This window comes from Rhizobium sullae, assembly GCF_025200715.1.
Taxonomy (GTDB): domain Bacteria; phylum Pseudomonadota; class Alphaproteobacteria; order Rhizobiales; family Rhizobiaceae; genus Rhizobium; species Rhizobium sullae.
Genome location: NZ_CP104143.1, coordinates 4021383 through 4044804 on the forward strand (window position 1 = coordinate 4021383; position 23422 = coordinate 4044804).

Sequence of the window (23422 nt, forward strand, 5' to 3'; positions counted from 1 at the left end):
TTTACGATCGCTCAGAACAATCGAATGGGAGTGAAGGGGAGTACCCTGGAGTAGTATCGGATAGCAGAGGACACTCGAGCGAATCCCAGGCCAGCGATAGCAGTCGATAGATTCGAGGCGACCCGCAGATCTGCCGCTCTGTCGGGCGTCTCCCCGCTCTTCGAACGGCGCCCCATAGGCCGTCGGGCTCACCCCAACCTTCGCGACTTTGTGGCCTTCAAATATTCGGTCGCGCGCTCGAAGAAGTTGGCGCGCGCGACCAGTTCTCGGCGTCGATCACACGGTCGTAGATCGATTACTGCTCCTTCTTGAACAAATCCTGGAAGATGAGCTGGCCCCAAGTGCGGCCGCGTGCGTGCACCAGCGTGCCACCCTCGTTGAGCTTTCCCAGCTCGACGGGCGCAAACCCGAGTTGTTTGGCCAAGGCCGCTACGGGAGCGATCGCGTCCTCGTCGTCGCTCGCCAGAAAGACGACCCGGTGGCCGCCCTCGACGATCGGATCGGTAGCCAGGGTGGCCGCAATCAGGTGATTGAAACCTTTCACGAGCTTGGCGCCGGTGAACGACTTCGCAACGAAGGCAGAGGACGGGAGGCCGTCCAGCTCTTCAGGGACAGGAAACGCGTTCATCGCGTCGATGACCGTCTTGCCTTCCCAACTCGGCAGGGCCTTCGCAACCGCGCGGTGCTCCCCGAACGGGACCGCCAAGATGATTGTGTCGGCCTCGAGTGCTTCCCGCAGCGACTTGGCGACGACCGTGGGTCCAATCGCCTGAGCCTGCGGCGTCAACGCCTCGGGCGGCCGGCGGCTCGCGACGGTCACCTCGATGTTTTTACGGGCGAAGGCGTGGGCGAGAGCCTGGCCTATCTTACCGAATCCTACAATTGCGTAGCTCATAATGTTTCTCCGATGTTGTGTTAGAACTAAAGTTCGCAAAGCGAACGGTGGCTAGGTTGCTCGCCCAATCGATCAAGTTTTGCGCGCACGCCTGGGAACGAGGTGCATCAGCGCTCTAGGCTCCGCGCCTAGTGATCCCGCCATTGGAGGGCCAACCGCGGGACGGCGTCGGGGTCAGACCTGCGACATGCCCCCGTCGACAACGAGATCGATGGCCGTCGTGAAACGACTGTCGTCCGAGGCGAGATAGAGGACCGCAGCCGCGATCTCCGTAGAAAGCCCGAAGCGTCCCAACGGAACCAGCGAGACGAAGTAGTCCGTCAACTCTTTGGAAATTCCGGCGAAGGCGGCCGTGTCGCCGATCGCTCCCGGACTGATGCTGTTCACCCGGATCTTTCGGTCCTGCAGGTCGTTCGTCCAGCTTCGCGCGAACGACCTGACTGCCGCCTTGGCAGCCGCGTACAAGCTTGCTCCAGCATATCCCTTGAGGTGCGCATTCGAGGCGTTGAGGATGATCGAGCCGCCCTCGCGCATCAGGGGTAACGCCTTTTGGACGGTGAACAGCGTACCGCGGACGTTGAGATTGAGCGTATCGTCGACCAACTGCTCCGAGATCGACCCGATCGGCTTGTCGACTTCTCCGCCGCCGGCGCTGGCGAAGACGATGTCGATGTGGCCCTTTACGGATTTCACCTTCTCGTAGAGCCGGTCGAGGTCCGCCAGGTTGGCGGAGTCGGCGCGCACGCCGGTCACGTTGCGGCCAATCGCCTTCACCGCCTCGTCGAGGACCTCCTGCCGCCGGCCGGTGATGAACACATAGGCCCCTTCTTCGACGAATAGTTTCGCCGTCTCAAGCGCCATACCGGAGGTACCACCCGTGATGACTGCAACCTTACCTTCAAGCTTTCCCATACCTTCTCCTGTCCTGGTGTCGGGATAGCATCTTGCCCCCGAGACCTCGAAATGGGCCCGCCGGCATCAGTTGTTGAGTGCGGAAGCGCGCACATCGGTGGTGCAAAATCGATCCGGCTGGACGACTGACGCCAGCCGCGACGATCGGTGTCCGCCGTTCGAAATTGGCCCGCGCTCGTCGCCATAAGCTATGATGACCGCCAGTACTGTTGTACGATGCGTTCGATACGGGCTTTGGAAGGCGCACCGCGCGGTGCCGGATTGCACCATGATCGACTGGGATGACATTCGCTACTTTCTTGCCGTGGCGCGCGGAGGCTCAGTGCGGGGTGCTGCCGAGCGCCTCGGGGTGTATCACTCGACCGTGCTGCGACGCATCGCACAGCTCGAGGAACGCCTCGGGGCGCAGATGTTCGAAAAGCTGCCTTCGGGCTACCGCCTGACGGCTGCGGGCGAGGAGGTCCTCGAGCTCGCGAACCAGATGGAAGCGTCGTCGCACCAGTTGGAGACGCGCGTATTCGGGCGCGACCAGAGCGTGCGCGGGCTTCTGCGGGTGACGTTGGCTCCGACCCTCGCGACACACCTGCTCATGCCGGACTTTGCCGATTTCGCCCGTCTGCATCCGGACATCGAGATCGAAGTCTTGTCGTCCGGCGAACTGGCAAATCTGACCAACCGAGAGGCCGACGTGGCGATCCGCGTCGTCTACGACCGCAAAACCCTGCCGCTCAACCTTCACGGCCTGAAGGGACCGGAGCTGTTCGGCGGCGTCTACATGTCCTGCGATCGACTAGCCGCATGGCGTGCGGGCGCGCCTGATCCCATCCGGTGGATCGTCATAAGCATTCATGGAATTCCGGATTGGGCCAGCGAGGGTGAGGTTCGCACCACGGGGGTTCCATTCAGAACCACGGACGCCGAGGCGCAGATCGTTGCTGTACGGCAAGGGCTCGGGATCACGACACTGCCATGCTTCGTCGGCGATGCCGACCCCCTACTGGTGAGGGTGCCGGGCACCGACCTGCACATGTACGGAACGCTCTGGCTTCTCACACAGGGGGAGACACGCAAGACGAAGCGCGTGCGGCTGTTCACGGAGTTCGTATCCCGCAGGCTCGCCGCGTACGCTCCGCTTATCGCGGGGCTGTCCATATCGCGCGACTGACGCCCGGCAGGTCGCCGGGGACGCTTGCCGTAATCCGGTCGGAAGCCGAGCTGCGATCGCTTGAAGCGGCGTCGTTCAATCCGCGAATGTTGCGCCGTATCGCAACCGACGCGGGGGCCACTCTACTGACGGCGACGGACTTCACCATCGCCGACGGTCTTTTTGGCAGGGCTGGAGACGCCGCTTTTGCGGAGAACTCCGAGGAAAATAGACCAACCGATATCGATAGTCTTTGGAACCGAGCAAATCGCGGGCGAAGGTGCGGCCGATCTGTCTGACGGTACTTTTTGCAGATCAAGGCTTGAAATCTAATGTGAAAGCTCCCCTTCACGGGGCGTTTCCGCGCGAACGGTACTTTAGCCGGCGCCCTACAAGCCACTCATGATCAGTTTCCCGATGGCGAACTCGCTCGCGAAATAGCCGCTGTATTTGGGCACGCTATCGGGCATGTCCAGCACACGACGGTGATAGAATATGTCGATCCGAACCGGCGGCAGCCGGGCCTCCGGTTCGAAATTGCTGGTCGGGATGAACATCACTTTGAGCGACCCGACGCCCGCAACCTCCACAACGGGCTTGCCGCAAGTCCGGCAGACCCCCCGATTGAAGTTCGGCGGCGCACGGTATTTCTTGAATGAGATATTGCCGGGGTTTTTCAGCACGACATCCCTGGCGCGAACAGCGACCACATCCGCGAACGGTTTGCCATTGAACTCCTGGCAGATCAGGCAGTGGCACCGGAACCTGGCTTTCGGCGACGTATGCACCTCGAACGAGCAAGCGCGGCACTCGCAGGAACCGCGTAGCGGCAACGATGTATGGGTGGTCATGTACGGATGCTCCTGAGCTTGATTTGATGACGGCATGCTGTCACCGAAGCATCATGTTGAGGATGATATCGATCGGCTGTCTGAACGGGGCGTGGAGCAGATTGGAGAGGTTCCAGCGACCCTGCTCGTAGATCCCCTTGGCATGGCTGAGCGTACGGAAGCCCTCGACGCCATGGTAAGCGCCCATGCCGCTGGGCCCGACGCCGCCGAAGGGCAAGTCATCCTGGGCGATGTGCATGATCGTCCCGTTGATAGTGACGTTTCCTGAGGTTGTTCGGCTCAGCACCATGCGTCGGTCTTCATCATCAGCGCCGAAATAGTAGAGCGCGAGCGGCCGAGGCCGGGCGTTCACATAGGCAATCGCATCGCTGATGTCGCGGTAGGGAAAGACCGGCAGGATCGGACCGAAGATCTCCTCATGAGCGATGCGCATGGTGTCTGTGACGCCAAGCACGACGGTTGGCGCCAGCGTGTTGGGGCGACGAGATGCATCACCGGGCCGGTTGCCGACCTCGATGATCCGCGCTCCCCTGGCGCCAGCATCCTCGATCAGGCCCTGGAGCCGAGCGTGGTGCCGCTCATTGATGATGGAAGTATAGTGTTTACTCGTCGGCCCGTCCGCATAGAAGGACGCGACTTTCCGGTCATACGCCCCGACGAACGACTCGACGTCGTTTTCATGGACGAGTGCGTAATCCGGGGCGATGCACGTCTGGCCAGCGTTGAGCAGCTTGCCGAAAGCAATGGACGCCGCAGCTTGGTCGAGGGAGTGGCCTTTGGCGACAATGACCGGCGATTTGCCTCCCAGTTCAAGGGTGATCGGGACAAGGTTGTCGCTAGCAGCCTTCATCACCGCCCGCCCCACTGCGGTGCTGCCGGTGAAGATGAGATGGTCAAACGGCAGGGCAGTGAATGCCGCCCCTACCGCCGCATCACCGGTCACGATCGCGAACTGGTCCTCGGAGAATATTTCGCCGAACATTTTTGCGAGTAGCGCATTGGTGACGGGTGTAAACTCCGAAGGTTTCAGCATCACCCGGTTTCCCGCTGCGATGGCCGTTACGACTGGCATCAGCGCGAGGTTCACCGGATAGTTCCACGGTGACATCACGCCGACGACGCCAAGCGGCTGATATTCAATTCGGGCGTTGCCCATCCGCATGTGCAGAGCAACGTGGCGGCGGGTCGGCGCCATGAATTTGCGAAGGTTGCGGATCAGGTACTTCGTGCCCTCGGCGACCCCTCCAACCTCCATGATCGCCGTCTCATACCTCGAGCGATGCCCGAAATCGGTATTGATGGCATCTTCGATCGCTCTGCGGTGCCCGATTATCGTGGCCCTGAACCTAGTCAGATCAGCGCGCCGCTGCGCCAGCGAAGGCGCTCCGTCACGCAGGAAGGCAGCACGCTGTGCCGCGAGGAGACTGCCTAGCCGATCAGCGTCGGTGATTTTTTCGATTGCGTTCATGGTCCACCCCAATGTAGACAGGAGAAACTTATGCCCTTGACGTAGGCGCTTAAGTAGTCACTGTCAACAATGTAATCACAAGAAACTTTGAGGTACCATGCAGGACGCACCCAACCGCCCCTATCACCACGGTGATCTCCGTCGCGCGGTTATCGAGACGGCGCTGGACATGCTTCGGGAGGAGAAGGGCTGGCAGTTCACGCTGCGCGAAGTCGCCCGCCGGGCTGGCGTAAGCCACGCGGCCCCCTACAAGCACTTTCCGGACAAAGCCTCGCTACTTGCAGAACTCGCCATGATTGGCTTCGACCGGCTGCGGGAGTCTCTATCCGCTGCGAAGTCAGAAGCGCCCACAACTCTGCGCGACGAAATTGCCCCGATAGCTCGTGCCTACGTCGCGTTCGGAACGGACAACCCGGCTCTCTACCGCCTGATGTTTAGCGCGGAGGAGGGGAAGGCGGTGGGAATGCATCTCAATGAGCGGGCGCTGGCGGTATTCGATGTTCTCCTCGAGATCCTCCGGCGCGGCCAAGCCGCGGGGAGCATTCGCAAGCGGCCTATAGAAGGTCAGGCGGCGGCCGGCTGGGGCCTCGTCCACGGTATGACCATGCTTGCGATCGATGGGCTCTTGGTGCCCGAGAAGGTGGGATTGGCCCCCTTGGATGCGGCATTGAGCACGCTGGTGGAAGGGCTGGGGAACCCATGAAGCGGCGGGGCTCCTGAAACGGCTCTCGCAGCGCTTACGCCCGGCATGCGTTGAAGCCCGCTTCGATGACCTCCTTCGGGAGGTTGCGACCAATGAAGACGAGTCGGGTGATGCGTTCCTCCTCGGGCTTCCAGGGGCGCTGATGGTCGCCGTCGAGGAGCATATGAACGGCCTGCACGACAAAGCGGTCATCATCATTCTTGAAAGAGATGATGCCCTTCATACGAAGGATATCCATGCCGAGGTGCTGGATAATCGTGCCAAGCCAAGGCAGGAATGTGTTGGGATCCAGGGGCTCCTTGGCGACAAGTGCGAAGCTTGAGACATGGTCGTCATGTTCATGCTCGTGGAACTCGTCGAGAAAGTCCGGTTCGACTTCCAGAACGCGATCGAGGTCGAAAGCGCCACGGCCAAGCACCTGGTTGAGATCGATATTGCAGCGCTGTGTGTGATGGAGCGTCGCCGTCGGATTGATGCGCCGAATACGATCTTCGACCTGCTTGAGTTCGTCGGCAGAAACGAGATCAGTCTTGTTGATCAGGATCGTGTCGGCGAAGGCGAGTTGTTCTTGCGCTTCGTGTGCCTCGTCGATTTCGCCGAGCAGATGCTTGGCGTCGACGACGGTGACGATCGAGTCGAGCTTGGTCTTCGAGCGGACATCCTCGTCGACGAAGAAGGTCTGGGCGACGGGAGCTGGGTCGGCGAGACCTGTAGTCTCGACCAGAATGGCATCGAAGCGATCGCGGCGGCGCATGAGCCCGTCGATGATGCGAATGAGATCGCCACGCACGGTGCAGCAGATGCAGCCGTTGTTCATCTCGAATATCTCTTCGTCGGCATCGACGATCAGATCGTTATCGATGCCGACCTCGCCGAATTCATTGACGATAATGGCGTACTTCTTGCCGTGGTTCTCGGTGAGAATCCGGTTGAGGAGCGTGGTCTTTCCGGCGCCCAAATATCCGGTGAGGACCGTGACGGGCGTTTGTGACAAAGCGGGCTGCATGATTGTGGTATCTCCTGTTGGTTGTTGGCGAGCCGTATCAGAGGCGGCCTTGAGGCCAGCCTCTTCTCGGGCTGAAGCACTATGAGTAATGGGCGGCTGCGTGACTGCCGGTGGCGAGGCAGGTCGCGCAGGTACCCTGCAGTTCGACCACGTGGCGAGCGATGCGGAAGCCGAGTGACGCGGCATCGCGGGTAACTGCTTTCTCGATAGTGGAATCTTCGAGTTCGGTGGAAGCGCCATAATTGTCGCAAAGGAAGAACACGCATGCGTGCGGGTGATCGGGGTGCGCGCAGGGCACGAACGCGTTTCGGCTCTCGATGCGAGAAACGAAGTGCTGGTCCCGTAGGAATTCGAGCGCACGGTAGACCGTCGGAGGCGCGAGGCGCCGGCCGAGGGTGCGCTCGAGCGCAGGCATCAACTCATAAGCGCCGAGCGGCTGTCCGGCATGGATCAGGGTTTCCATCACCTGTCGGCGGATTATTGTGAATTGCAGCCCACGCTCGTGGCAAGTCTTGGCGACGGCGTCGAGCACCGCGTCAACGACCGCTTGCGAAACGGGTCTCCCGTGCGGCGGCTTTGTGTGCTGGGCCATGGATTTCTCCATCATTTCATGGCGAGCGAGATAGTCTCTTGAACGATACGTTATAACGTTGCATGATCATTCGCAACTAGCTGACTGGAGAAATCATGAGTGACGTTTTGTTGAGTGAGCCCATCGTGGGCTTGGGGCCATCTCATGCGCCACGAAAGCGCCCGACGCGCGAGGCCGCCGAGGCCGCGGTTCGGACGTTGATCGAATGGGCGGGCGATGATCCGGACCGCGAAGGCTTGGTCGGAACGCCGGATCGCGTGGTGCGGGCCTATGAGGAGTTTTTCGAAGGGTATCGCATCGATCCGGTGGATCTGCTTGGCCGAACCTTCGAGGAGACGCAGAACTATGGAGACATGGTCGTGCTGCGCGACGTTCGCTTAGAATCGCACTGCGAGCACCACATTGTTCCGATCATCGGCAGGGCCCATGTCGCCTATCTTCCTTCGGGCCGCGTGGTCGGGATCAGCAAACTCGCCCGGCTAATCGAGGTCTACGGCAAGCGGCTGCAAATTCAGGAGACGCTGACGGCGCAGATCGCCGACGCCCTCGATGAGGTGCTCAAGCCGAAGGGCGTCGCTGTGGTGATCGAAGCGGCACATATGTGCATGACGACGCGTGGGATCCGAAAGCCCGGTGTCACCATGGTCACACGCCGCCTGATAGGCGCCTTCGAGACGGATACCGAGCTTCGGCGCGACTTCCTCGGTTCGATTTCGGGATCGCGGGAGGCATTCGGATGAGTAGGATTGATCGTGGCGGTGATCGGCCGAAACAGTTTGCGCCGCGGTTGACAATCGAAGGAGTCGAGGAAGGCTCACTTCTTGCGCCGAAGTTCAACGCTGAAGGTTTGATCCCCGTCGTGACGACCGGCGCCTCATCCGGCGAGGTTCTTATGATGGGCGTGATGAACGCGAATGCATTGCTGCAGACGATCGAGACGGGCGAAGCGCACTATTGGAGTCGTAGCCGGCAGTGCTTGTGGCACAAGGGGGCGAAGAGCGGGCTTGTTCAGAAAGTCATGCAGATACGCGTTGATGATGACCAGGACGCGATCTGGTTGCGGGTCGAGGTCGCGGGCATCGCGAGCTGCCATGTGGGCTACCGGTCGTGCTTCTATCGCTCGATCCCCGTTGGGCCTCTCGGCGAGACCCCGATTATTCTCACCTTGGAGGAGACGGCAAAGGTCTTCGATCCGGTCGCCGTCTACGGGCACGCACCGAACCCGACGCAGTTGTGACGAGTCCCACGCATCGCGCACCTCATATACGGAACTCGCGTTATGAAGCGGATTGCACCGCAGGTTCCGTACTTAAGCTATTTGGGGGAACGTCGTTCCAGTGCCAGGTTATCGCGTGTCGTAGACATCGCGGCCGGCGCTGAGAGCGTGTTTCGCGCGAAGCGAACACGATTGCGACCGTCTGATTTCGCGCGGTAGAGGGCAGTATCTGCTAGCTCGATCAATTCCGACCACGCGCGTTCGCCACGTCGGCCGGACGCGACGCCGAAGCTCGCTGTCACGCGGAAGGGTGTTCCATCGGGTGTCGTGAACGTCTCTCGTTGCATAGCGAGGCGGATCTTTCTTGCAATCGAAACGGCGCCGGAGAGATCATTGCTGGAGACGAGAACCGCGAATTCTTCGCCGCCGAAGCGGGCGATCAGATCGCAGGCCCGCAGTTGGGACCGCAAGAGTTCTGCGGTTTGGATGAGCACGCGATCGCCCGTGACATGTCCGTAGGTGTCGTTCACCTTCTTGAAATGGTCGATGTCCATGAGGATAAGGCACATGCTGTCGTTCGTGCGTTCTCCAATCGGCGATGATTGGGCGAAGCGGTCGAGCATCCGCCGGTTGAGGAGCGCCGTCAGTCCGTCAGTTTCCGCCTGGACTTTCAATTCCCTGGTGAGGGAGGCGCGCTCTTGCAGCTTTCCCTGAAGGACTTCGATCGCCTGGAAAAGGTCGCGAATCTCACCGGCCTGGGTCGGCCTAGTCGCTGTGGCAATGGGGCGATCTTCTGCCAGTCGAAGGACGTCGTCATGCGCTTGCATGAGCGGGCGAAACACATGTGTTCGCACCGAGAGGATGATTCCAATGAGCGTCGCAAGAACGATGGCCGTCACCAGCACCACTATCGCGAGGCCGAAGAGGGCGTTTGTGCTTGCGTCGGCAAACTTTTCGACAACGGCGTCGAGGAACTCGCTTCGATATGTTTCGATCGGCCGCATTGTTGGGACGAAGCGTTCAGTGAATTCCGTCGCGGTTAGTGTGTAGCGCGACTTGCGCCGGCCCTCGTCGATAACCTGGTCGACCAGATCAAGACCACCGCGGAAAAAGAGCCGTTCAATTTCGTCGCGGCTCTTTATCAGTGACGGCGTACTGTAGATAGCGTTCTGGCTGTTGATCAGTTGCCAGAGTTCGAGGAGCCTTCCTTGGCTGCGTCGGCTCTCGATCACATTCTGCGGCGGCAATCTCTGCTCTGTCGTGAGTGGGGCGATGATCTGAGAGGCGGCTCTGCCGCCGTATTCGCGGAGATCGCTGAGCATCTGCCCTAGAAGGGCAGGTGCCGCGAGCCCCGTGTCGTGCTGGACGAGTTCGTCGGCATTCCAGGCGATCACCGCCCGGAATAGCTCCGATACCTCGAACATGCTCTCGATCGCGTCCTGGATCTCGGCAGTTTTCAGCGCAGCTCTCGGGATCGCCGCGATTCTATCAACCTTGCTTCGTGCAAGGGCGAGTTGGTAGCGGACCCGTTGCAGCATGTCCGGGGGGACGGTGTGATTGTGCAGTCCCAGGGGAACGTCTGACACATCGGCGAGCTGCGCTAAGGCGGCATCACTACGCTGCCTGAATTCTACCAATCGCTTCATCCCCGCACTATCGAGAGACGGTTCCTCGGACATGACGACGTTGGCGGGACCGCGCTCGGCGGACAGGAAGTTTGCCGTATCGAGGACGAGTCGATATTGCTGGATGTCATGGAGGTTCTGTCGCGAGAGGGTGAAGTCGCGATAGGTCGGCGCAACGATCGAGAAAGCGAGAATCGTTGTGCAAATAATGGCCAGGAAGACGCGGATTAACAGCTTGCGATCAAAGCTACGCTGGAAGAATCCTTGAGTGAACCGAGCCTGGGCGGCGCCGCCAGCCGAGTGCTTATCAGTAATAGAGCTGTCTAACTTGAATTTAAGTGGAATGAAGCTCTTCAGCATGTGAATGAACTGACCAGCACGTTAGCGGTTTCGATTGATGCTACGACATCGCTAAGCGGCATGTCTCGACAAACTCCATAGCGTACTTGGCCTTCATTTTGGTGAAAGCATTTGGTTAGAAGTTTATTGAATGCAAGCCGGGCTTGGGATTGCGCGGAGAAAGCGTTGGCGAGGTCTCGATCACATGACGTACTCTGGGAGAGTGAGAGTGGTTGCCGAGCCTATTGGCTTGCTGCATGGGGTGCAGCGCCCGCGAACTTCCTGATAGGGCTGCGAGACTGTGAAGCCCGCATCGCGCGTCACGTTGGTGAGTTGCGCGCCAAGCACCTTGTCGATGAGAGCCGAAACGCCGCCACATACATCGCAGATCGTGAAGACGAGATGGCTTTGGATGGCGACATGGATCGGTCCTGTAAGGTTTATGGCAATTCCAAGTCAAGGGTTCAGAGCGTGTTCAGCAACTGCTCGGAGTCCGGAGCGAAAAAAGGGGAGCGAATGCATGATCCGTCGCAATCCGCGGGGCGACTGGCCTGAGGTAGCTGAGAGCGCCTATGTCGATCCAACCGCAATCATCTGCGGTCTGGTGATTATAGAGGATGACGTGTTTGTTGGGCCCTACGCCGTGATCCGTGCGGACGAAACGGATGAAGCCGGCAATCTGGAGCCTATTTGCATTAGAAAGGGAACGAATATCCAGGACGGAGTCGTGATCCATTCCAAGTCAGGCGAGGCGGTGACGATCGGATCGCACTCATCAATCGCGCATCGCTCGATCATTCACGGTCCTTGCACGATCGGTGACGACGTTTTCGTTGGCTTCAATTCAGTGCTGTTTAATTGCACTGTCGGGAATGGCGCGGCGATCCGGCACAACTCTGTAGTCGAGGGGTGCCATTTGCCGGCGGGCTTTCACGTCCCGTCAACGACTACGGTGCATTCGGATTCGGATCTCGCAACTATTCCGCAGGTAACGATCGACGTCACGGCATTCTCGGAGCATGTGGCGCGGACGAATGTCGGCCATGCCCGTGCTTATCGGAAGCTGAGGAATGACTTCTAATCAGTCAACTTCGAGGCCTGATTAGCTAAGAGCTCGTTTTGAAAGTCGCTCACCATGCCCACAACCAGTTGGTCATAGCTCGTGCCTGACAGATTGAATGTTGCCGTGTGATGATGCCATCAGGAACGGCCTTTGCCATCGAGTAATTCTGATGTCGGAAGTGGTAGGTCTGGATGTGCCCGACATAACCCGAAGAGGTCTTCTCTCGCATCCGGATAGTCCTGAAGCGCTGCGCGACGGTACCATTTGAAGGCCTCCGTCAGATTGATTTCGCAGCCTACGCCGTGCTCGTTCAATTGCGCTAGCCTGTACTGCGCACCGGCATGATCCTGATCTGCAGCTTCGCGGTACCATTTAACGGCTTCTATTGGATCAATATTACAGCCGTCACCGTCCTCTTTCAACAAGCCCAATAGATATTGCGCATCGACATCGCCTTGTTCGGCGGCTTGGCGAATTGCGACCATTTTAGCGGCAGTGATATCAGCGTTGTCCTGATTGCTCATCGGTACCACATTCCTCATTTTCATTAGAGGGCTCATTTTAAATCTGGTTGAGTGAAGCAACCATCAATTTCCGCCGCAACGTTTCTTTATGCTGCCTCCGTCATGCTGCTCGTGCGCAGGATTGCGAGGAACAAATGACGTTAAAAAACCGACTTTGAGACGCCTTGCCCTTTCGAATATGCTTGCACAAATGCCTTGCTTTCCTTGCTTCCCCTTCAAGACTCTGTTGAATCGACTTTTGGTAATGGAATGACAACGAGGACAGCCGTGGTTGCAGCTTACATCGACGAGTTCATCATGTTTTGTGCCGGACTATGGATGACAGCCGTAGGCTTCGGCTATCTTACATTCCTAACTCCCAACCAACGTGATCAGAATGCATGGCTTGCAAAGCTCGTAATTTATTTTAAATGGATGGGTCCGCTATTGCTGTTAATTGCTACAATCCTAGCGATCGCCTCACCGGTTTGATCCTCCCGCTTTCGCCCATTCCACTTACCCGGGACGGATGAATAGGGAACGGCATCAACGGTCTTCAAGAAAAGCTGGTGCGGTGCCACTCGCGCAAGTTCCGATCAGTAGGTCACGATGACGACAACAGTGTCCGTATAGACGCCGGGGGATGGGGTCGTTTGCGGCTGAACGCGACCATAGACGGTCAGTAGCTGTGCCGCGCCGTTTCCGTCCCCGGAACCGTGCTGCCCGGTGTGAAGGCATCGCCCATGGCTGAGCGTGGGCGGCGTCCTTGTAGAGGCCATAGGTGACCGTTTCGCTACCCTTGAACATCTTGCGCGCGGTTGGCTGGGCAGTTGCCTTACCGCCATTCAGCGAAACGGTGTATGTGCTGCCCGGCGTGCATGTGACGGAGACCTGACCGGTCGCGTCGACATTTGAATCAAGGCCGCGTGATCCGAAATCGACGTCCTGCGTGGCAACGAGACAATTGGCCTGGACGGTCGCCATCACATTGAAGCTTGGTCGGACGATCGAGCCGCTGGCGGCGCCGCTGCAAGTGCTGAGCGAGCTGTAACCGTATCGAAATTCTACATGCCCGCCGGAGAAGGTAGACAGATAGCTTCCAGGCGGAGCGGTGGACTGAGCGCCAAAGAGAGTGCCGTAGATTTGTCTTGAGGCGGTGCCGGCGCCGAACCCGTTTAGCGTCACGATGATTGCGGGAGGTCTCGACGGAAAAGACCAGACGTCGCTTCTTTTGGACCTGCACGACTCCATGCTGACCGTGCGAGCCGGTCGCTAGTTGTGGGAGCCATACTTCTGAAGGCAGCCTCTCCTCCCTCCATGATACCCTTGATACGCGGTCAGCGCATCTCTCGCAAAGCAGACCGGACTATTCTTGCAGTGCAGCCTTATCGCGGAATTGTTGCGCCACCCAATCGATGAACACACGCAAGCGGGGCGACAACTGATGCTTGTGGGAATAGAGGGCGTGAACCGGCAGGGGTGTCGGGGGGAAGTCCGCGAGGACTTCGACGAGCGTGCCGCTCGCCAGCTCGGGGACGGCACGATAGCGCGGCACCTGGATCAGTCCGAGACCGAGGCAGGCGGCGGCGACATTGGTCTCCGGGCCGGTCACCGTCATCATGGCAGGCAGCGTGACGCGGTGAATTTTGCCTTTGATCTGGAAGGCCAGGGGAATGACCTCGGTCGTGTCGGGAGCGAGCAGCCCGATCATTTCATGGCCGTCGAGGTCGCCGGGTGTGTTGGGCGTGCCCAGCCGCTTGAGATAGTCCGGGCTGGCGAAAGTGCCGCGCTCAAGCGTCGCCAACTTCCGCCTGATCAGGGAACTATCGTTAAGTTCGCCCGCTCTCAGGATACAGTCGAACCCCTCCCGGATCAGGTCGACGGGCTGATGCGCCTCACTGAAATGCAGGCGGATATCGGGGTACATTTCGCGAAAGCGCGGCAGGCCGGGCAACAAGAAATGCCGTGCTTGCGTGCCGTGTACATCGACACGGATGAGGCCTGATGGCTTGGCGCCAACGAAGGCACCTTCGGCATCCTCCATATCGGCGATCAGACTGACGCACCGTTGGTAATAAGCCTCGCCATCCAATGTGGGGCTGACCTGACGCGTGGTCCGCTGAAGCAGGCGCACACCGAGCCGCGCCTCCAATCCCTGCACAGCGTCTGTCACGGACGAACGCGGCAGACCGAGGTCTTCGGCAGCTTTGGTGAAGCTCCTGCGCTCGACGATGCGAGTGAACGCGCGCATGGCGTCAAAACGATCCATTATACAACCTGTCGGATAGTGATGCCGGATAATGCATGATTATCTGCTCAAGCGGAAGGTGCATTCTCTCCTCATCGGAAGTCGCAACGGCGCCGACATGACGGAGAAAAGACAATGACCATGCAGACACAGAAAGTTGCCATCGTAACGGGCGCCTCCGGCGGCATCGGTGCGGCGGTTGCCGAACGCCTTGGCAAGGACGGCTTCACCGTCGTGGTGAACTATGCCGGTAATTCCGCCTCGGCTGAGGCGGTGGTCGCCGCAATCGAGGTAGCCGGCGGCCGTGCCGTCGCCGCGCAGGCCGACATCTCCGATGCACAGGCCGTGCGCCGCATGTTCGACTCTGCCGAGACCGCCTTTGGCGGCGTCGACGTACTGATCAACAATGCCGGCATCATGACGCTGGCAACGATCGCCGACAGCGATGACGCACTGTTCGACCGTCAGATCGCAATCAATCTGAAGGGCACGTTCAACACGCTGCGCGAGGCAGCAAAGCGCCTGCGCGATGGCGGCCGGATCGTCAACTTCTCGTCGAGCGTCGTCGGGCTGCTTCAGCCGACCTACGGCGTCTATGCCGCCACCAAGGCCGCGGTCGAGGCGATGACACCCATTCTGGCCAAGGAATTGCGCGGCCGGAACATCACCGTCAACGCCATCGCGCCCGGACCGACCGCCACGAAGCTCTTCCTCGACGGCAAGCCGCAGGAGGTGATCGACCGCCTCGCCAAGCTCGCGCCGCTGGAACGTCTCGGTGAGCCCAAGGACATCGCCGACGCCGTCGCCCTCCTGGCGGGGCCAGACGGCGGCTGGATCAACGGACAGACGCTGCGCGCCAACGGCGGGATCATCTGATCCCCGGCGGGGCCGGCATACCAGAACCCATCACCATTCAAGCATTTTCGAAGGGAGCATCATCATGACCAAGCAAATCATCCTCGTCACCGGCGCCTCGTCAGGTTTCGGCCTCATGACCGCCAAGGCCCTGGCCGAAGCCGGCCACACCGTCTACGCCTCGATGCGTGAGACCGAAGGCCGCAATGCGCTACGGGTGGCCGAAGTCGCCGCCTGGTCGAAGGAGCAAGGCCTCGACCTGCGCACCGCCGAACTGGACGTTCAGTCCGACAGTTCAGCGGAAGCCGGCATCGCACATATCCTGAAGGACGCGCGCCGACTCGACACCATCATCCACAATGCCGGGCATATGGTGTTCGGTCCTGCCGAGGCCTTCACCCCGGATCAGTTTATCCAGCAATATGACGTCAACGTGCTGGGGGCACAGCGGGTGAACCGCGCCGCGCTGCCAAGCATGCGCGGTCAGGGCAAGGGCCTGCTCGTCTGGGTCGGGTCGTCCTCGACGCGCGGCGGCACCCCGCCGTTCCTCGCGCCTTATTTCGCCGCCAAAGCCGCGATGGATGCGCTTGCCGTATCCTATTCCACCGAACTCGCCCGCTGGGGCATCGAGACCACCATCATGGTCCCCGGGGCCTTCACCAAGGGCACCAACCATTTCGCCCATTCCGGCAAGCCGTCGGACCAAGCGCGCGCCGCGGAATATGAAGCTGGTCCCTATGCCGGCGTCGCCGACCAGGCGCTGAAGGGACTGGCTGGTCTTGAGCCTGCCGATGCCGATCCCGCGGACGTGGCCCGCGAGATCGTCCGTGTGGTGGATGCCCCCTTCGGCAAACGCCCGTTCCGCGTCCATGTCGACCCGTCGCAGGACGGTGCGGAAATCGTCAACGGCGTCGCCGACCGCATGCGCCGCGAGATGTACCGCAACATCGACCTGGAAGATCTGCTCCATCCACGCGTCACCGGCTGAGCGGTCCGAAGAGCCGGTCGGAGCCTGAGGTTCCGTCCGTTCCTATCCCTCAACCCATTCGGAGCAAAGATCGTGACCAACATCATCCCGACCGCATCGCGCTGGAAGCCTTCCCTCGTCTTCTTGGGCTTCGGCGCCGTTGCCGCGGTGGTCGCGTCCACCGCCGCCTTCACCAGCTTGCATCTTGGCATCGCGCCCTGGGCCATGTTCATTGGCTGGGTCGCCTATTTCACGCGACCGATCTCGGCCCGCCAGGGCATCTATACCTGGCTCTGCGTGCTCTGCGGCCTGACGTTCGGTGCCGCCGCCGTTCTGGCGCTCCAGGGCCTGATGCCGATCATGGGGTCGTTCGCCCTGTTTGTCGTCGTCTTTGCCGTGGCGATGGTCGTCGTCTCCATGCGGGCGGTCCGAGCTCTCGACAACATCCCGGCATGGTTCCTGGGTCTGATCGCCTTCTTCGCTTCGCATGCCGAGCCGTCGCTGGCGGCGATTTCGGAATTGGCCGGCGCCGGTGCATTGGGAACCGCTGCCGGCTGGGCTTCGCAACGGCTGCAGGGCCGCTTCGCCGGCGCGCACTGAACTCTGCTGCCGGTTACCCGGCAGCCATTACACCGCGAACTAAAAGACTGTCGTTTCAGCAAAGGAATATTTCCATGTCTCGTATCACCAACATTGCATTCATCCGCGCGAAGAGCGGGCTCTCCGAGGAACTGGGCCGACATTTGCTCGATCTCGTCGCGCCGTCGCGGCGGGAACCTGGCTGCATCAACTACGATGTTCACCGCTCGGATAGCGACATCGATCTTTGGTTCGTCTACGAGAACTGGCGCTCGGGCGAAGATCTCGCCAACCACTTCACGCAGCCGCACATGCAAGCCTTCGTCGCTCACTTGCCGAGGCTGGTGGAGGGCGATCTCGATCTGCGGCAATTTGCGATGGCTTCAGAGCCTGCTCCCTGGCGGCTTTGATCTTTGTCTGCCTTTCGAGTGATGAAGAGGGACGACCATGCACATGCTGTCAGTAATCATTGGGGGAATTGTCCTTCTTGGCGTATTCGCGCTGTTTGGAAAGCTGTGGGGCGGTGACATCTCCGGGGTCGCCGCAGCAATGAAAGCCTTCATTCCCGTCTGGCTCATGATCGCTATCATCAATCAGTGGGTGGGCGTGACGCGAGCCGACTATACCGTCTTCCAGGAACTGCCGATTCTGGTGGTCGTGTTCTCGGTTCCGGCCGTGATCGCCGCAGTCGTGGCATGGCACGTGGTGAAGGCCTGAACCAGCGGGGCCGCGTTAACCTCCCATCCGCAACCATCGATGACAATGTAGCGGCACCACTCTCGCGACATCCCCGCGCCAACGCATGATACGGCGATCTGGATGCCGCACCGGCTAGCTTTCCGATCCCTCATATCCTGATCCAGTTTTGGGCTCGGCTCCCGTTGGCGCCCACGACGAGCCAGGTCGCTAAGGGCTCCGCCCTCGCGGCGGGCAAGAGCGGTCACGCGTGAGAAATCCACTACTTCACGAAGGCCCTCGTCAGACCCATTGTCCGGTCCACGATCATAACCACTGCCAGCGTCATCAGGATCAACAGAACTGAGACACTCGCCACTAACGGATCTGCCTGACTCTCGACATGATGGAATAGCTCAACGGGCAACGTGGTCATTCTCGGTCCCGTCAGAAACAGCGTGATGACCACTTCATCAAATGAAACGAGGAAACAGAGCGCCGTAGCCGCAACGATACCCGGTGCCATCATCGGCAGGGTGACCTTCCCGAAAACGGCCAGGGGCTTGGCTCCTAGCGACGAAGCCGCCTCTTCACACGCAAGGTTAAGGTTGCCGAGTGATACGGAGAGCACCCGCAACGCATAGGGAAGTGTGATCACCAGATGGCCAATAACAAGACCTGTGAATGTTGCCAGCAGACCCATCGATGCAAAAATAATCAGTATGGCCAACCCGAGAACGATTGTCGGCAACAGCAATGGGGCGGTGAAAAGGTTGAACAGGAATTCCGACCCTGTGACCTTTAACCGGACGATCGCATAAGACGCGGGAATCGCGATAATCAACGACAAAACGGTAACAACGGTTGCAAGCCCGAGACTTGTCAGAAACGCCGACATCATGACGTTGTTTCCGAGCAGGGCCTCATACCATCGCAGTGACCACGAGCTCGGTGGAAAGGCGAGGATCTGATCGCCGCTGAAAGAGATCGGAAACACGAGCAGGACCGGCGCCAGAAGAAACAGGAACAGGATGGTAACGGCTATACGCATAAACCAGGAGGTGGGTTTTTCTTCCATACCGTTACCCTTCGATTACATGCAGGATGCGCGAGTAAACTGCCAATGCAGCACCGAAAATGACGAGCACCAGCATCGACAACGTCGCAGCCAGCGGCCAGTTCAATGTTACGATTGCCTGATCGTAGATTTCCGTCGCAAGCAAGAATACCCGTCCGCCGCCCATCAGCTTCGGCGTAATGAAGGAAGAGATGGCGAGGACAAAGCAAAGAAGGCAGCCAAGGGCGATACCTGGTAGAGTGAGAGGCAGGATCACCCGCCAGAACGTCCTGAATGGTGGCGCACCGAGAGTTCGTGCTGCCTCCTCTACCTTGGGGTCGAGCCGCCCAAATCCAGCCATCAACGACAAGATCATGTAGGGCATCAGGATCTCGGTCAGTCCAATGACGACGCCGGTGGTGTTGAACATCATACGCGGCGGCTCAAACCCCATCGACGCAATCACATTGGCAACCGGCCCCTGTTCGGCCAGTAGGGCGATCCAGCCATAGGTCCGCACGACCGCGGAGGTCAGGAGCGGTGAGATGACGAGAACCGTCAAGAATGTCCGCCATGCACCGGACGCGCGATGAAGATACAGGGCGATGGGATAGCTCACCAACAGGGTCGCGAGGGTAATCCCCAAACTGACCACGATCGAGTTCGTGATCAGCTCGATATAGAAACCATCCTCAAGCAATCCCGTCCAGTTGGCTGCAGTGAACGCCTCTGCAATCCCGCCGCCAGGCAGAGCTTCGTTAAAGGACATTCTTGCCAGATTGAGAACCGGAAGAATAAATCCGATGGCGTTGACCAGAGCGATTGGCAACAGCAAGGTAAGAGCAATGCCGGCAGCGCTGGATGATTTCTGGTCGCTGAGAGGTATATCAAGAGCTGCCGTCGTCATTGATCCGCTCCGAAGACGAGCGTGTCCTCGACGCTCCAGGAGAGAACGGCTTTGTCACCCTGGCGACGGCTGATTTGAGATTTTTTGGTCGATTCTTCGACGATAAACTCGGAACCGTCGACATCAAAATGATACTGGATGACGTCGCCGACAAAAGTAATACGCGAAAGCATAGCGGCCGTTCGGTTTGCCGTTTCATCTTGTTCCGGTGACGTTGCGTTCCAATCGATACGAAGGCGGTGTGGGCGCACCATCACCACAACGTCGTCCTGGGCCTCCGGTTTTGTCGACCGAATGGCCGTTGAACCAATTCGTATAGAACCGTCTGCCGCGCGCTTGCCTTTGACGCGGTTCGTGCGACCGACAAAAGAAGCCACGAACGGCGTCGCCGGCCGCTCGTAGATCTCATGCGGCGTGCCGACCTGTTCAATCAGTCCGCCTTTCATGACCACGATACGATCACACATGCTCAAGGCTTCCACCTGATCATGCGTCACAAAAACGGTTGTGATGCCCAGCTGCTGCTGTATGTCCCGGATCTGAGTGCGCATTTCATCGCGCAGTTTTGCGTCGAGATTCGAGAGTGGTTCATCGAGCAGCAGAATGGACGGTTCGATAACAAGCGCGCGAGCCAGGGCAACGCGTTGCTGTTGACCACCGGACAGCTCGCGTGGTTTTCTCTCGGCGAGATGGCCAAGCTGGACCATGGCCAGTGCCTTGGCCACCTTGTTGGCAATATCGGAACGCGACAGGCCGCGCATTTCGAGACCAAAAGCGACATTCTTCGCCACGGTCATATGCGGAAACAGGGCATAGCTCTGAAAGACAAGCCCCATGTCCCTGCCATGAGGTGCGATTTGGGTAATGTCGCGTCCCTCGACAGCGATCTTTCCGGCAGAGGGAGAAATCAATCCTGCAATCATACGCAGAGTTGTCGTTTTGCCGCATCCAGAAGGGCCAAGCAGAGCGATCAGCTCGCCCTTGCGGACCTCGAGATTCAGATTTGAGATAACTTCGACAGGACCATATTTCTTCTTGATACCTTCCAGCCTGAGATACGGATCGCCAATCGTTTCAACGCCATCGCGTTTGATGGTCTGATGCATCATGGTAGCCTCCAAATTTTCACGGCTTGAAGTTCAGCGGCTGAGCGGAATGATGCGACGACGCCATTGCTCGGTGATGCCATCACGGACTTTCGCCACTGCCAGCCAGTCAATATCGATCATCTTGTCCATATCGTCTGCGGCGGTGCGCTTCAAAGCATCTCGTGCGATGACAGTTTTGGAATTCGTTGGAGCATAGAACATTTCGCCGGTGAAAGCCGCCTGGGCTTCAGGGCTGAGTGCGTAATCAATGAATTTCTTCGCCGCATCGCTTTCCGGAGCATTCTTCACTAGATTGATCGTATTGATCTGGAAACCGCTGCCTTCTTGCGGCAGGGCAACGCCCAGTTTGCCACCAGAGGTTCCGGAGTAGATCTGAGCGCGCGCATTCCAGCCGATACCCAAGGCGGCCTGTCCATTGGCGATTGGAGCATAGACATCCGGCTTCGGATCCCAGGTCTGCACGCCCGGAGCGAGTTCACCAATCTTGGCGATGCCTGCCGAAACGTCGGTCTTGTAATCTCCGCCGCCGGCAAGCTTGTTTGAAATGATCGTAAATGTTGTTCCTTGAATATCCGGAGCAGCCTGTATGATCACCTTCCCTTCATACTGCTTGTCCCAAAGGGAGTTCCATGAGGTCGGGGCTGTCTTCACCTGGTCAGTGTTGTAGATGATCACCAGATTGTCGAAGGTAACGCCGACGCCTGCAACACCTTCGGCATGAGCGTTCGGATAAAGATCCTTGACGTTTGCAGACACACTTTCATCGACCTTGTCGAACAGGCCCTCATCCGTGCCCGCCTTCGCCACGCTCACATCAAGTATCGCCACATCTATTTGCGGACTGCTCTTTTGCGCACGCAGGGTCCCGAGCATCTGCGCCGAGTTCGGCATCCCATAGAACTGCACGGTGATATCAGGATATTTTTTCATGAACGGCTCGATGACGGCCTTCGTATAGTGTTCTTGAAAGATCCCGCTATAGGCCGTCAGCGTTACGGTCTCCGCCGATGCGCTGGTGACTGCGGCGATCGTAAGCGCTGAAACAGCAATTGAAAGTCTTGCAAACATCATCTCGTTCCCTGTTTTTTATGAGTTGAATGTTATCGATCAGGCGACCTGGCGCTTCTGGCCCTCCACGATCTTCGTTGCCCCCGAAATGTCGGGAAGGAATTCACCTTTACGCAAGCGTTCGAGCAATACGATTTCGTTTTCCTGCATGCCGAGCGCTTTCTCAGCAGCAGCCCGGGCTTGTGATGGTGCCAGGACAACGACGCCACTTTCATCGGCGATGATAGCATCACCTGGGTTGATGACTTGACCGCCGACTGTGACCGAGACGTTGATCGCCCCTTCCAGACCCAGAATTTTGGTCGTTATCGGTGACGGTCCGCGGCACCACATTGGCATTTGCACCTTGCGTATCTCGGAGAAATCCGTCGCGGGACCATCGATTACCGCGCCGACAACGCCGGCCAGCTTCATGGCGTGCGTCACAACGCCGCCCCAGCAGGCATGGCGATCATCGCCACACCGTTCGATTGCAACGAAATCGCCAGGACGAACAATCTTGGTCAAGTAATGCAGGATAGTCGAATCCGCATGCGGAATCCGAATAGTAACAGCAGTTCCAGCGACACGTTTTTCCGGCAGAACAGCTCGAATTTCCCGATCGACGAAACCCGAATGCAGGAAATGTCCAATCGTGGCTGTCTCGACCTGTTCCATGAGCTTGATCAAATCAGCATCGATCTGATGCGGCATTTCATTGACTTCAAACATGGGCTGACCTCTCAAAGAACATGGTGACGGGCAACGGGAACATCGCCGCGTACTTTTGTGACATAGCCGAGATCCAGTTTGGAACTGGTGGTTCCGACGCCATCCGAGCATTGCGCCACTATATGCCCCCAGGGGTCGATGACCATGGAATGACCCCAGCACCATTTGCGTCCCACGGCGTGGGAAAGCGTCTGTCCCACCGCAAGAAAATAGGTCTGCGTTTCGATGGCACGGGCGCGGGCAAGCACTTCCCAATGGTCCTTGCCGGTCATCAGCGTGAACGCTGCAGGAAGAACGATGACTTCGGCACCCTCGTCGCGCAGTTTGCGGAACAATTCGGGGAAGCGCACATCATAGCAAATAGCGCAACCGACTTTTGTGCCGCCAACTTGATACGTGACGACCTCATCGCCGCGGCTGATCGTATCTGACTCGCGGTAGACCGTGCCGCCTGGCGTATCCACATCGAACAAGTGAATCTTACGGTATTTCGCCAGTTCCTTGCCGTCAGGGCCAAAGACGATCGTCGTGTTGTAGTATTTGTTGCCATCCTGTTCGACGATGCTGCCAGCATGAATCGTAACACTATGCTTTGCGGCCAGTCCCGACATCAGCCGGTAGCCGTCGCCATCCGGAAACGTCTCGGCATTGGCGTAGATATTGTCCCGGCCCTCGCCAAGGAAGGCATAGTATTCGGGCAACACGACGAGATCAGGGGCATCATTCTCAACGGCTTCGTTGATCAAACGTGCCGCGATTTCCAGATTTGCGGCCTTGCTGTCTTGCGAGTTCATTTGCACCAGACTGACTTTCACGCTCATACCTCCATTTTCCGTGAAGGGATCGTGCGCAAAATATCGTGGTGAGACAAACTCGAAATAATTGAGCAGTCCTATAGAATTTTCTTATGCATTCGTGGCTGGCTGTTG

General features: G+C 58.8%; 27 protein-coding genes and 1 pseudogene. 11 read left to right on the forward strand and 17 right to left on the reverse strand.

Annotation, left to right across the window (positions count from 1 at the left end):
- Positions 1–295 precede the first annotated feature (295 nt).
- Positions 296–895 carry an NADPH-dependent F420 reductase gene (locus N2599_RS19915; RefSeq protein WP_027510632.1) on the reverse strand — a complete coding sequence of 200 codons (600 nt, stop codon included), beginning with the start codon at positions 893–895 and terminating at the stop codon, positions 296–298.
- A 174-nt stretch (positions 896–1069) separates the two neighbouring features.
- Entirely contained in the window at positions 1070–1807 is a 738-nt protein-coding gene (locus N2599_RS19920) for an SDR family oxidoreductase (RefSeq protein WP_027510633.1), read from the reverse strand.
- 268 nt (positions 1808–2075) lie between these two features.
- Between N2599_RS19920 and N2599_RS19925 the strand changes: the two genes are divergently transcribed.
- Positions 2076–2972, forward strand: a complete 897-nt coding sequence (locus N2599_RS19925; protein ID WP_027510634.1) for a LysR family transcriptional regulator — start codon at positions 2076–2078, stop codon at positions 2970–2972.
- Positions 2973–3340: 368 nt separating this feature from the next.
- Here the strand turns inward: N2599_RS19925 and N2599_RS19930 are convergent, their stop codons facing one another.
- Together N2599_RS19930 and N2599_RS19935 are read right to left on the reverse strand one after the other, a co-directional pair.
- Positions 3341–3802, reverse strand: coding sequence for a GFA family protein (locus tag N2599_RS19930; protein WP_027510635.1), 462 nt, complete (start codon positions 3800–3802; stop codon positions 3341–3343).
- 40 nt (positions 3803–3842) lie between these two features.
- Entirely contained in the window at positions 3843–5270 is a 1428-nt protein-coding gene (locus tag N2599_RS19935; RefSeq protein WP_051336594.1) for a coniferyl aldehyde dehydrogenase, read from the reverse strand.
- Between the two features lie 97 nt (positions 5271–5367).
- On the opposite strand from N2599_RS19935, the gene N2599_RS19940 reads away from it, so the two are divergent.
- Positions 5368–5973 (forward strand): TetR/AcrR family transcriptional regulator, encoded by a 606-nt coding sequence (locus N2599_RS19940; protein WP_027510637.1) that lies wholly within the window; start codon positions 5368–5370, stop codon positions 5971–5973.
- A gap of 34 nt (positions 5974–6007) precedes the next feature.
- On the opposite strand, the gene N2599_RS19945 is transcribed toward N2599_RS19940, so the two are convergent.
- Both N2599_RS19945 and N2599_RS19950 read right to left on the reverse strand, forming a co-directional pair.
- Complete coding sequence (locus N2599_RS19945; protein WP_027510638.1) at positions 6008–6979, reverse strand: CobW family GTP-binding protein; 972 nt, start codon at positions 6977–6979, stop codon at positions 6008–6010.
- A 79-nt stretch (positions 6980–7058) separates the two neighbouring features.
- Entirely contained in the window at positions 7059–7571 is a 513-nt protein-coding gene (locus N2599_RS19950) for a Fur family transcriptional regulator (RefSeq protein ID WP_084606485.1), read from the reverse strand.
- 95 nt (positions 7572–7666) lie between these two features.
- Between N2599_RS19950 and folE the strand changes: the two genes are divergently transcribed.
- Both folE and hisI read left to right on the forward strand, forming a co-directional pair.
- Positions 7667–8311, forward strand: coding sequence for a GTP cyclohydrolase I FolE (gene folE, locus N2599_RS19955; protein WP_027510639.1), 645 nt, complete (start codon positions 7667–7669; stop codon positions 8309–8311).
- Positions 8308–8808: a phosphoribosyl-AMP cyclohydrolase gene (gene hisI, locus N2599_RS19960; protein WP_051336595.1), complete on the forward strand. Its 501-nt coding sequence runs from the start codon at positions 8308–8310 to the stop codon at positions 8806–8808. The genes folE and hisI overlap by 4 nt, the downstream gene beginning before the upstream one ends.
- Positions 8809–8885: 77 nt before the next feature.
- On the opposite strand, the gene N2599_RS19965 is transcribed toward hisI, so the two are convergent.
- Positions 8886–10772: a GGDEF domain-containing protein gene (locus N2599_RS19965; RefSeq protein ID WP_051336596.1), complete on the reverse strand. Its 1887-nt coding sequence runs from the start codon at positions 10770–10772 to the stop codon at positions 8886–8888.
- A 391-nt stretch (positions 10773–11163) separates the two neighbouring features.
- On the opposite strand from N2599_RS19965, the gene N2599_RS19970 reads away from it, so the two are divergent.
- The gene (locus tag N2599_RS19970; protein ID WP_260307478.1) at positions 11164–11832 is read left to right on the forward strand and encodes an LbetaH domain-containing protein; all 669 of its coding nucleotides are present in this window, start codon (positions 11164–11166) and stop codon (positions 11830–11832) included.
- Between the two features lie 119 nt (positions 11833–11951).
- Here the strand turns inward: N2599_RS19970 and N2599_RS19975 are convergent, their stop codons facing one another.
- The gene (locus N2599_RS19975; RefSeq protein WP_027510643.1) at positions 11952–12338 is read right to left on the reverse strand and encodes a tetratricopeptide repeat protein; all 387 of its coding nucleotides are present in this window, start codon (positions 12336–12338) and stop codon (positions 11952–11954) included.
- Positions 12339–12605: 267 nt separating this feature from the next.
- Between N2599_RS19975 and N2599_RS19980 the strand changes: the two genes are divergently transcribed.
- On the forward strand, positions 12606–12809 hold the full coding sequence (locus N2599_RS19980) for a hypothetical protein (protein WP_027510644.1): 204 nt from the start codon (positions 12606–12608) through the stop codon (positions 12807–12809).
- A gap of 104 nt (positions 12810–12913) precedes the next feature.
- Here the strand turns inward: N2599_RS19980 and N2599_RS19985 are convergent, their stop codons facing one another.
- The 3 genes and pseudogenes from N2599_RS19985 to N2599_RS19995 form a co-directional block, all read right to left on the reverse strand.
- A complete protein-coding gene (locus N2599_RS19985) occupies positions 12914–13162 on the reverse strand; it encodes a spore coat protein U domain-containing protein (RefSeq protein ID WP_100770754.1) in 249 nt (82 codons plus the stop codon).
- Positions 13092–13568 (reverse strand): annotated as a pseudogene (locus N2599_RS37620) (spore coat protein U domain-containing protein); the annotation flags it as partial. The gene N2599_RS19985 and the pseudogene N2599_RS37620, both read right to left, overlap by 71 nt.
- 115 nt (positions 13569–13683) lie before the next feature.
- The gene (locus tag N2599_RS19995) at positions 13684–14586 is read right to left on the reverse strand and encodes a LysR family transcriptional regulator (RefSeq protein WP_027510645.1); all 903 of its coding nucleotides are present in this window, start codon (positions 14584–14586) and stop codon (positions 13684–13686) included.
- A gap of 114 nt (positions 14587–14700) precedes the next feature.
- Here N2599_RS19995 and N2599_RS20000 point away from each other — a divergent pair, with 114 nt between their 5' ends.
- The 5 genes from N2599_RS20000 to N2599_RS20020 all read left to right on the forward strand — a co-directional run bounded on the left by N2599_RS20000 (position 14701) and on the right by N2599_RS20020 (position 17683).
- Complete coding sequence (locus N2599_RS20000) at positions 14701–15441, forward strand: SDR family oxidoreductase (protein WP_027510646.1); 741 nt, start codon at positions 14701–14703, stop codon at positions 15439–15441.
- Between the two features lie 64 nt (positions 15442–15505).
- A complete protein-coding gene (locus N2599_RS20005; RefSeq protein WP_027510647.1) occupies positions 15506–16408 on the forward strand; it encodes an SDR family NAD(P)-dependent oxidoreductase in 903 nt (300 codons plus the stop codon).
- Positions 16409–16480: 72 nt separating this feature from the next.
- Positions 16481–16987 (forward strand): DUF1097 domain-containing protein, encoded by a 507-nt coding sequence (locus tag N2599_RS20010; protein ID WP_027510648.1) that lies wholly within the window; start codon positions 16481–16483, stop codon positions 16985–16987.
- 74 nt (positions 16988–17061) lie between these two features.
- The gene (locus N2599_RS20015) at positions 17062–17376 is read left to right on the forward strand and encodes a putative quinol monooxygenase (RefSeq protein WP_037142155.1); all 315 of its coding nucleotides are present in this window, start codon (positions 17062–17064) and stop codon (positions 17374–17376) included.
- Between the two features lie 43 nt (positions 17377–17419).
- A complete protein-coding gene (locus N2599_RS20020; RefSeq protein WP_244914784.1) occupies positions 17420–17683 on the forward strand; it encodes a hypothetical protein in 264 nt (87 codons plus the stop codon).
- Between the two features lie 241 nt (positions 17684–17924).
- On the opposite strand, the gene N2599_RS20025 is transcribed toward N2599_RS20020, so the two are convergent.
- The 6 genes from N2599_RS20025 to N2599_RS20050 are packed head-to-tail and all read right to left on the reverse strand — an operon-like array spanning position 17925 to position 23308.
- A complete protein-coding gene (locus N2599_RS20025) occupies positions 17925–18719 on the reverse strand; it encodes an ABC transporter permease (RefSeq protein ID WP_027510650.1) in 795 nt (264 codons plus the stop codon).
- A gap of 4 nt (positions 18720–18723) precedes the next feature.
- The gene (locus N2599_RS20030) at positions 18724–19605 is read right to left on the reverse strand and encodes an ABC transporter permease (RefSeq protein WP_027510651.1); all 882 of its coding nucleotides are present in this window, start codon (positions 19603–19605) and stop codon (positions 18724–18726) included.
- The gene (locus N2599_RS20035; protein WP_051336597.1) at positions 19602–20714 is read right to left on the reverse strand and encodes an ABC transporter ATP-binding protein; all 1113 of its coding nucleotides are present in this window, start codon (positions 20712–20714) and stop codon (positions 19602–19604) included. Before N2599_RS20035 ends, N2599_RS20030 begins: the two co-directional genes overlap by 4 nt.
- A 30-nt stretch (positions 20715–20744) precedes the next feature.
- Positions 20745–21785, reverse strand: a complete 1041-nt coding sequence (locus tag N2599_RS20040) for an ABC transporter substrate-binding protein (RefSeq protein ID WP_037142157.1) — start codon at positions 21783–21785, stop codon at positions 20745–20747.
- A 36-nt stretch (positions 21786–21821) separates the two neighbouring features.
- On the reverse strand, positions 21822–22493 hold the full coding sequence (locus N2599_RS20045; RefSeq protein ID WP_027510654.1) for an RraA family protein: 672 nt from the start codon (positions 22491–22493) through the stop codon (positions 21822–21824).
- Positions 22494–22504: 11 nt separating this feature from the next.
- The gene (locus tag N2599_RS20050; RefSeq protein WP_027510655.1) at positions 22505–23308 is read right to left on the reverse strand and encodes a carbon-nitrogen hydrolase family protein; all 804 of its coding nucleotides are present in this window, start codon (positions 23306–23308) and stop codon (positions 22505–22507) included.
- Between the last annotated feature and the right edge of the window lie 114 nt (positions 23309–23422).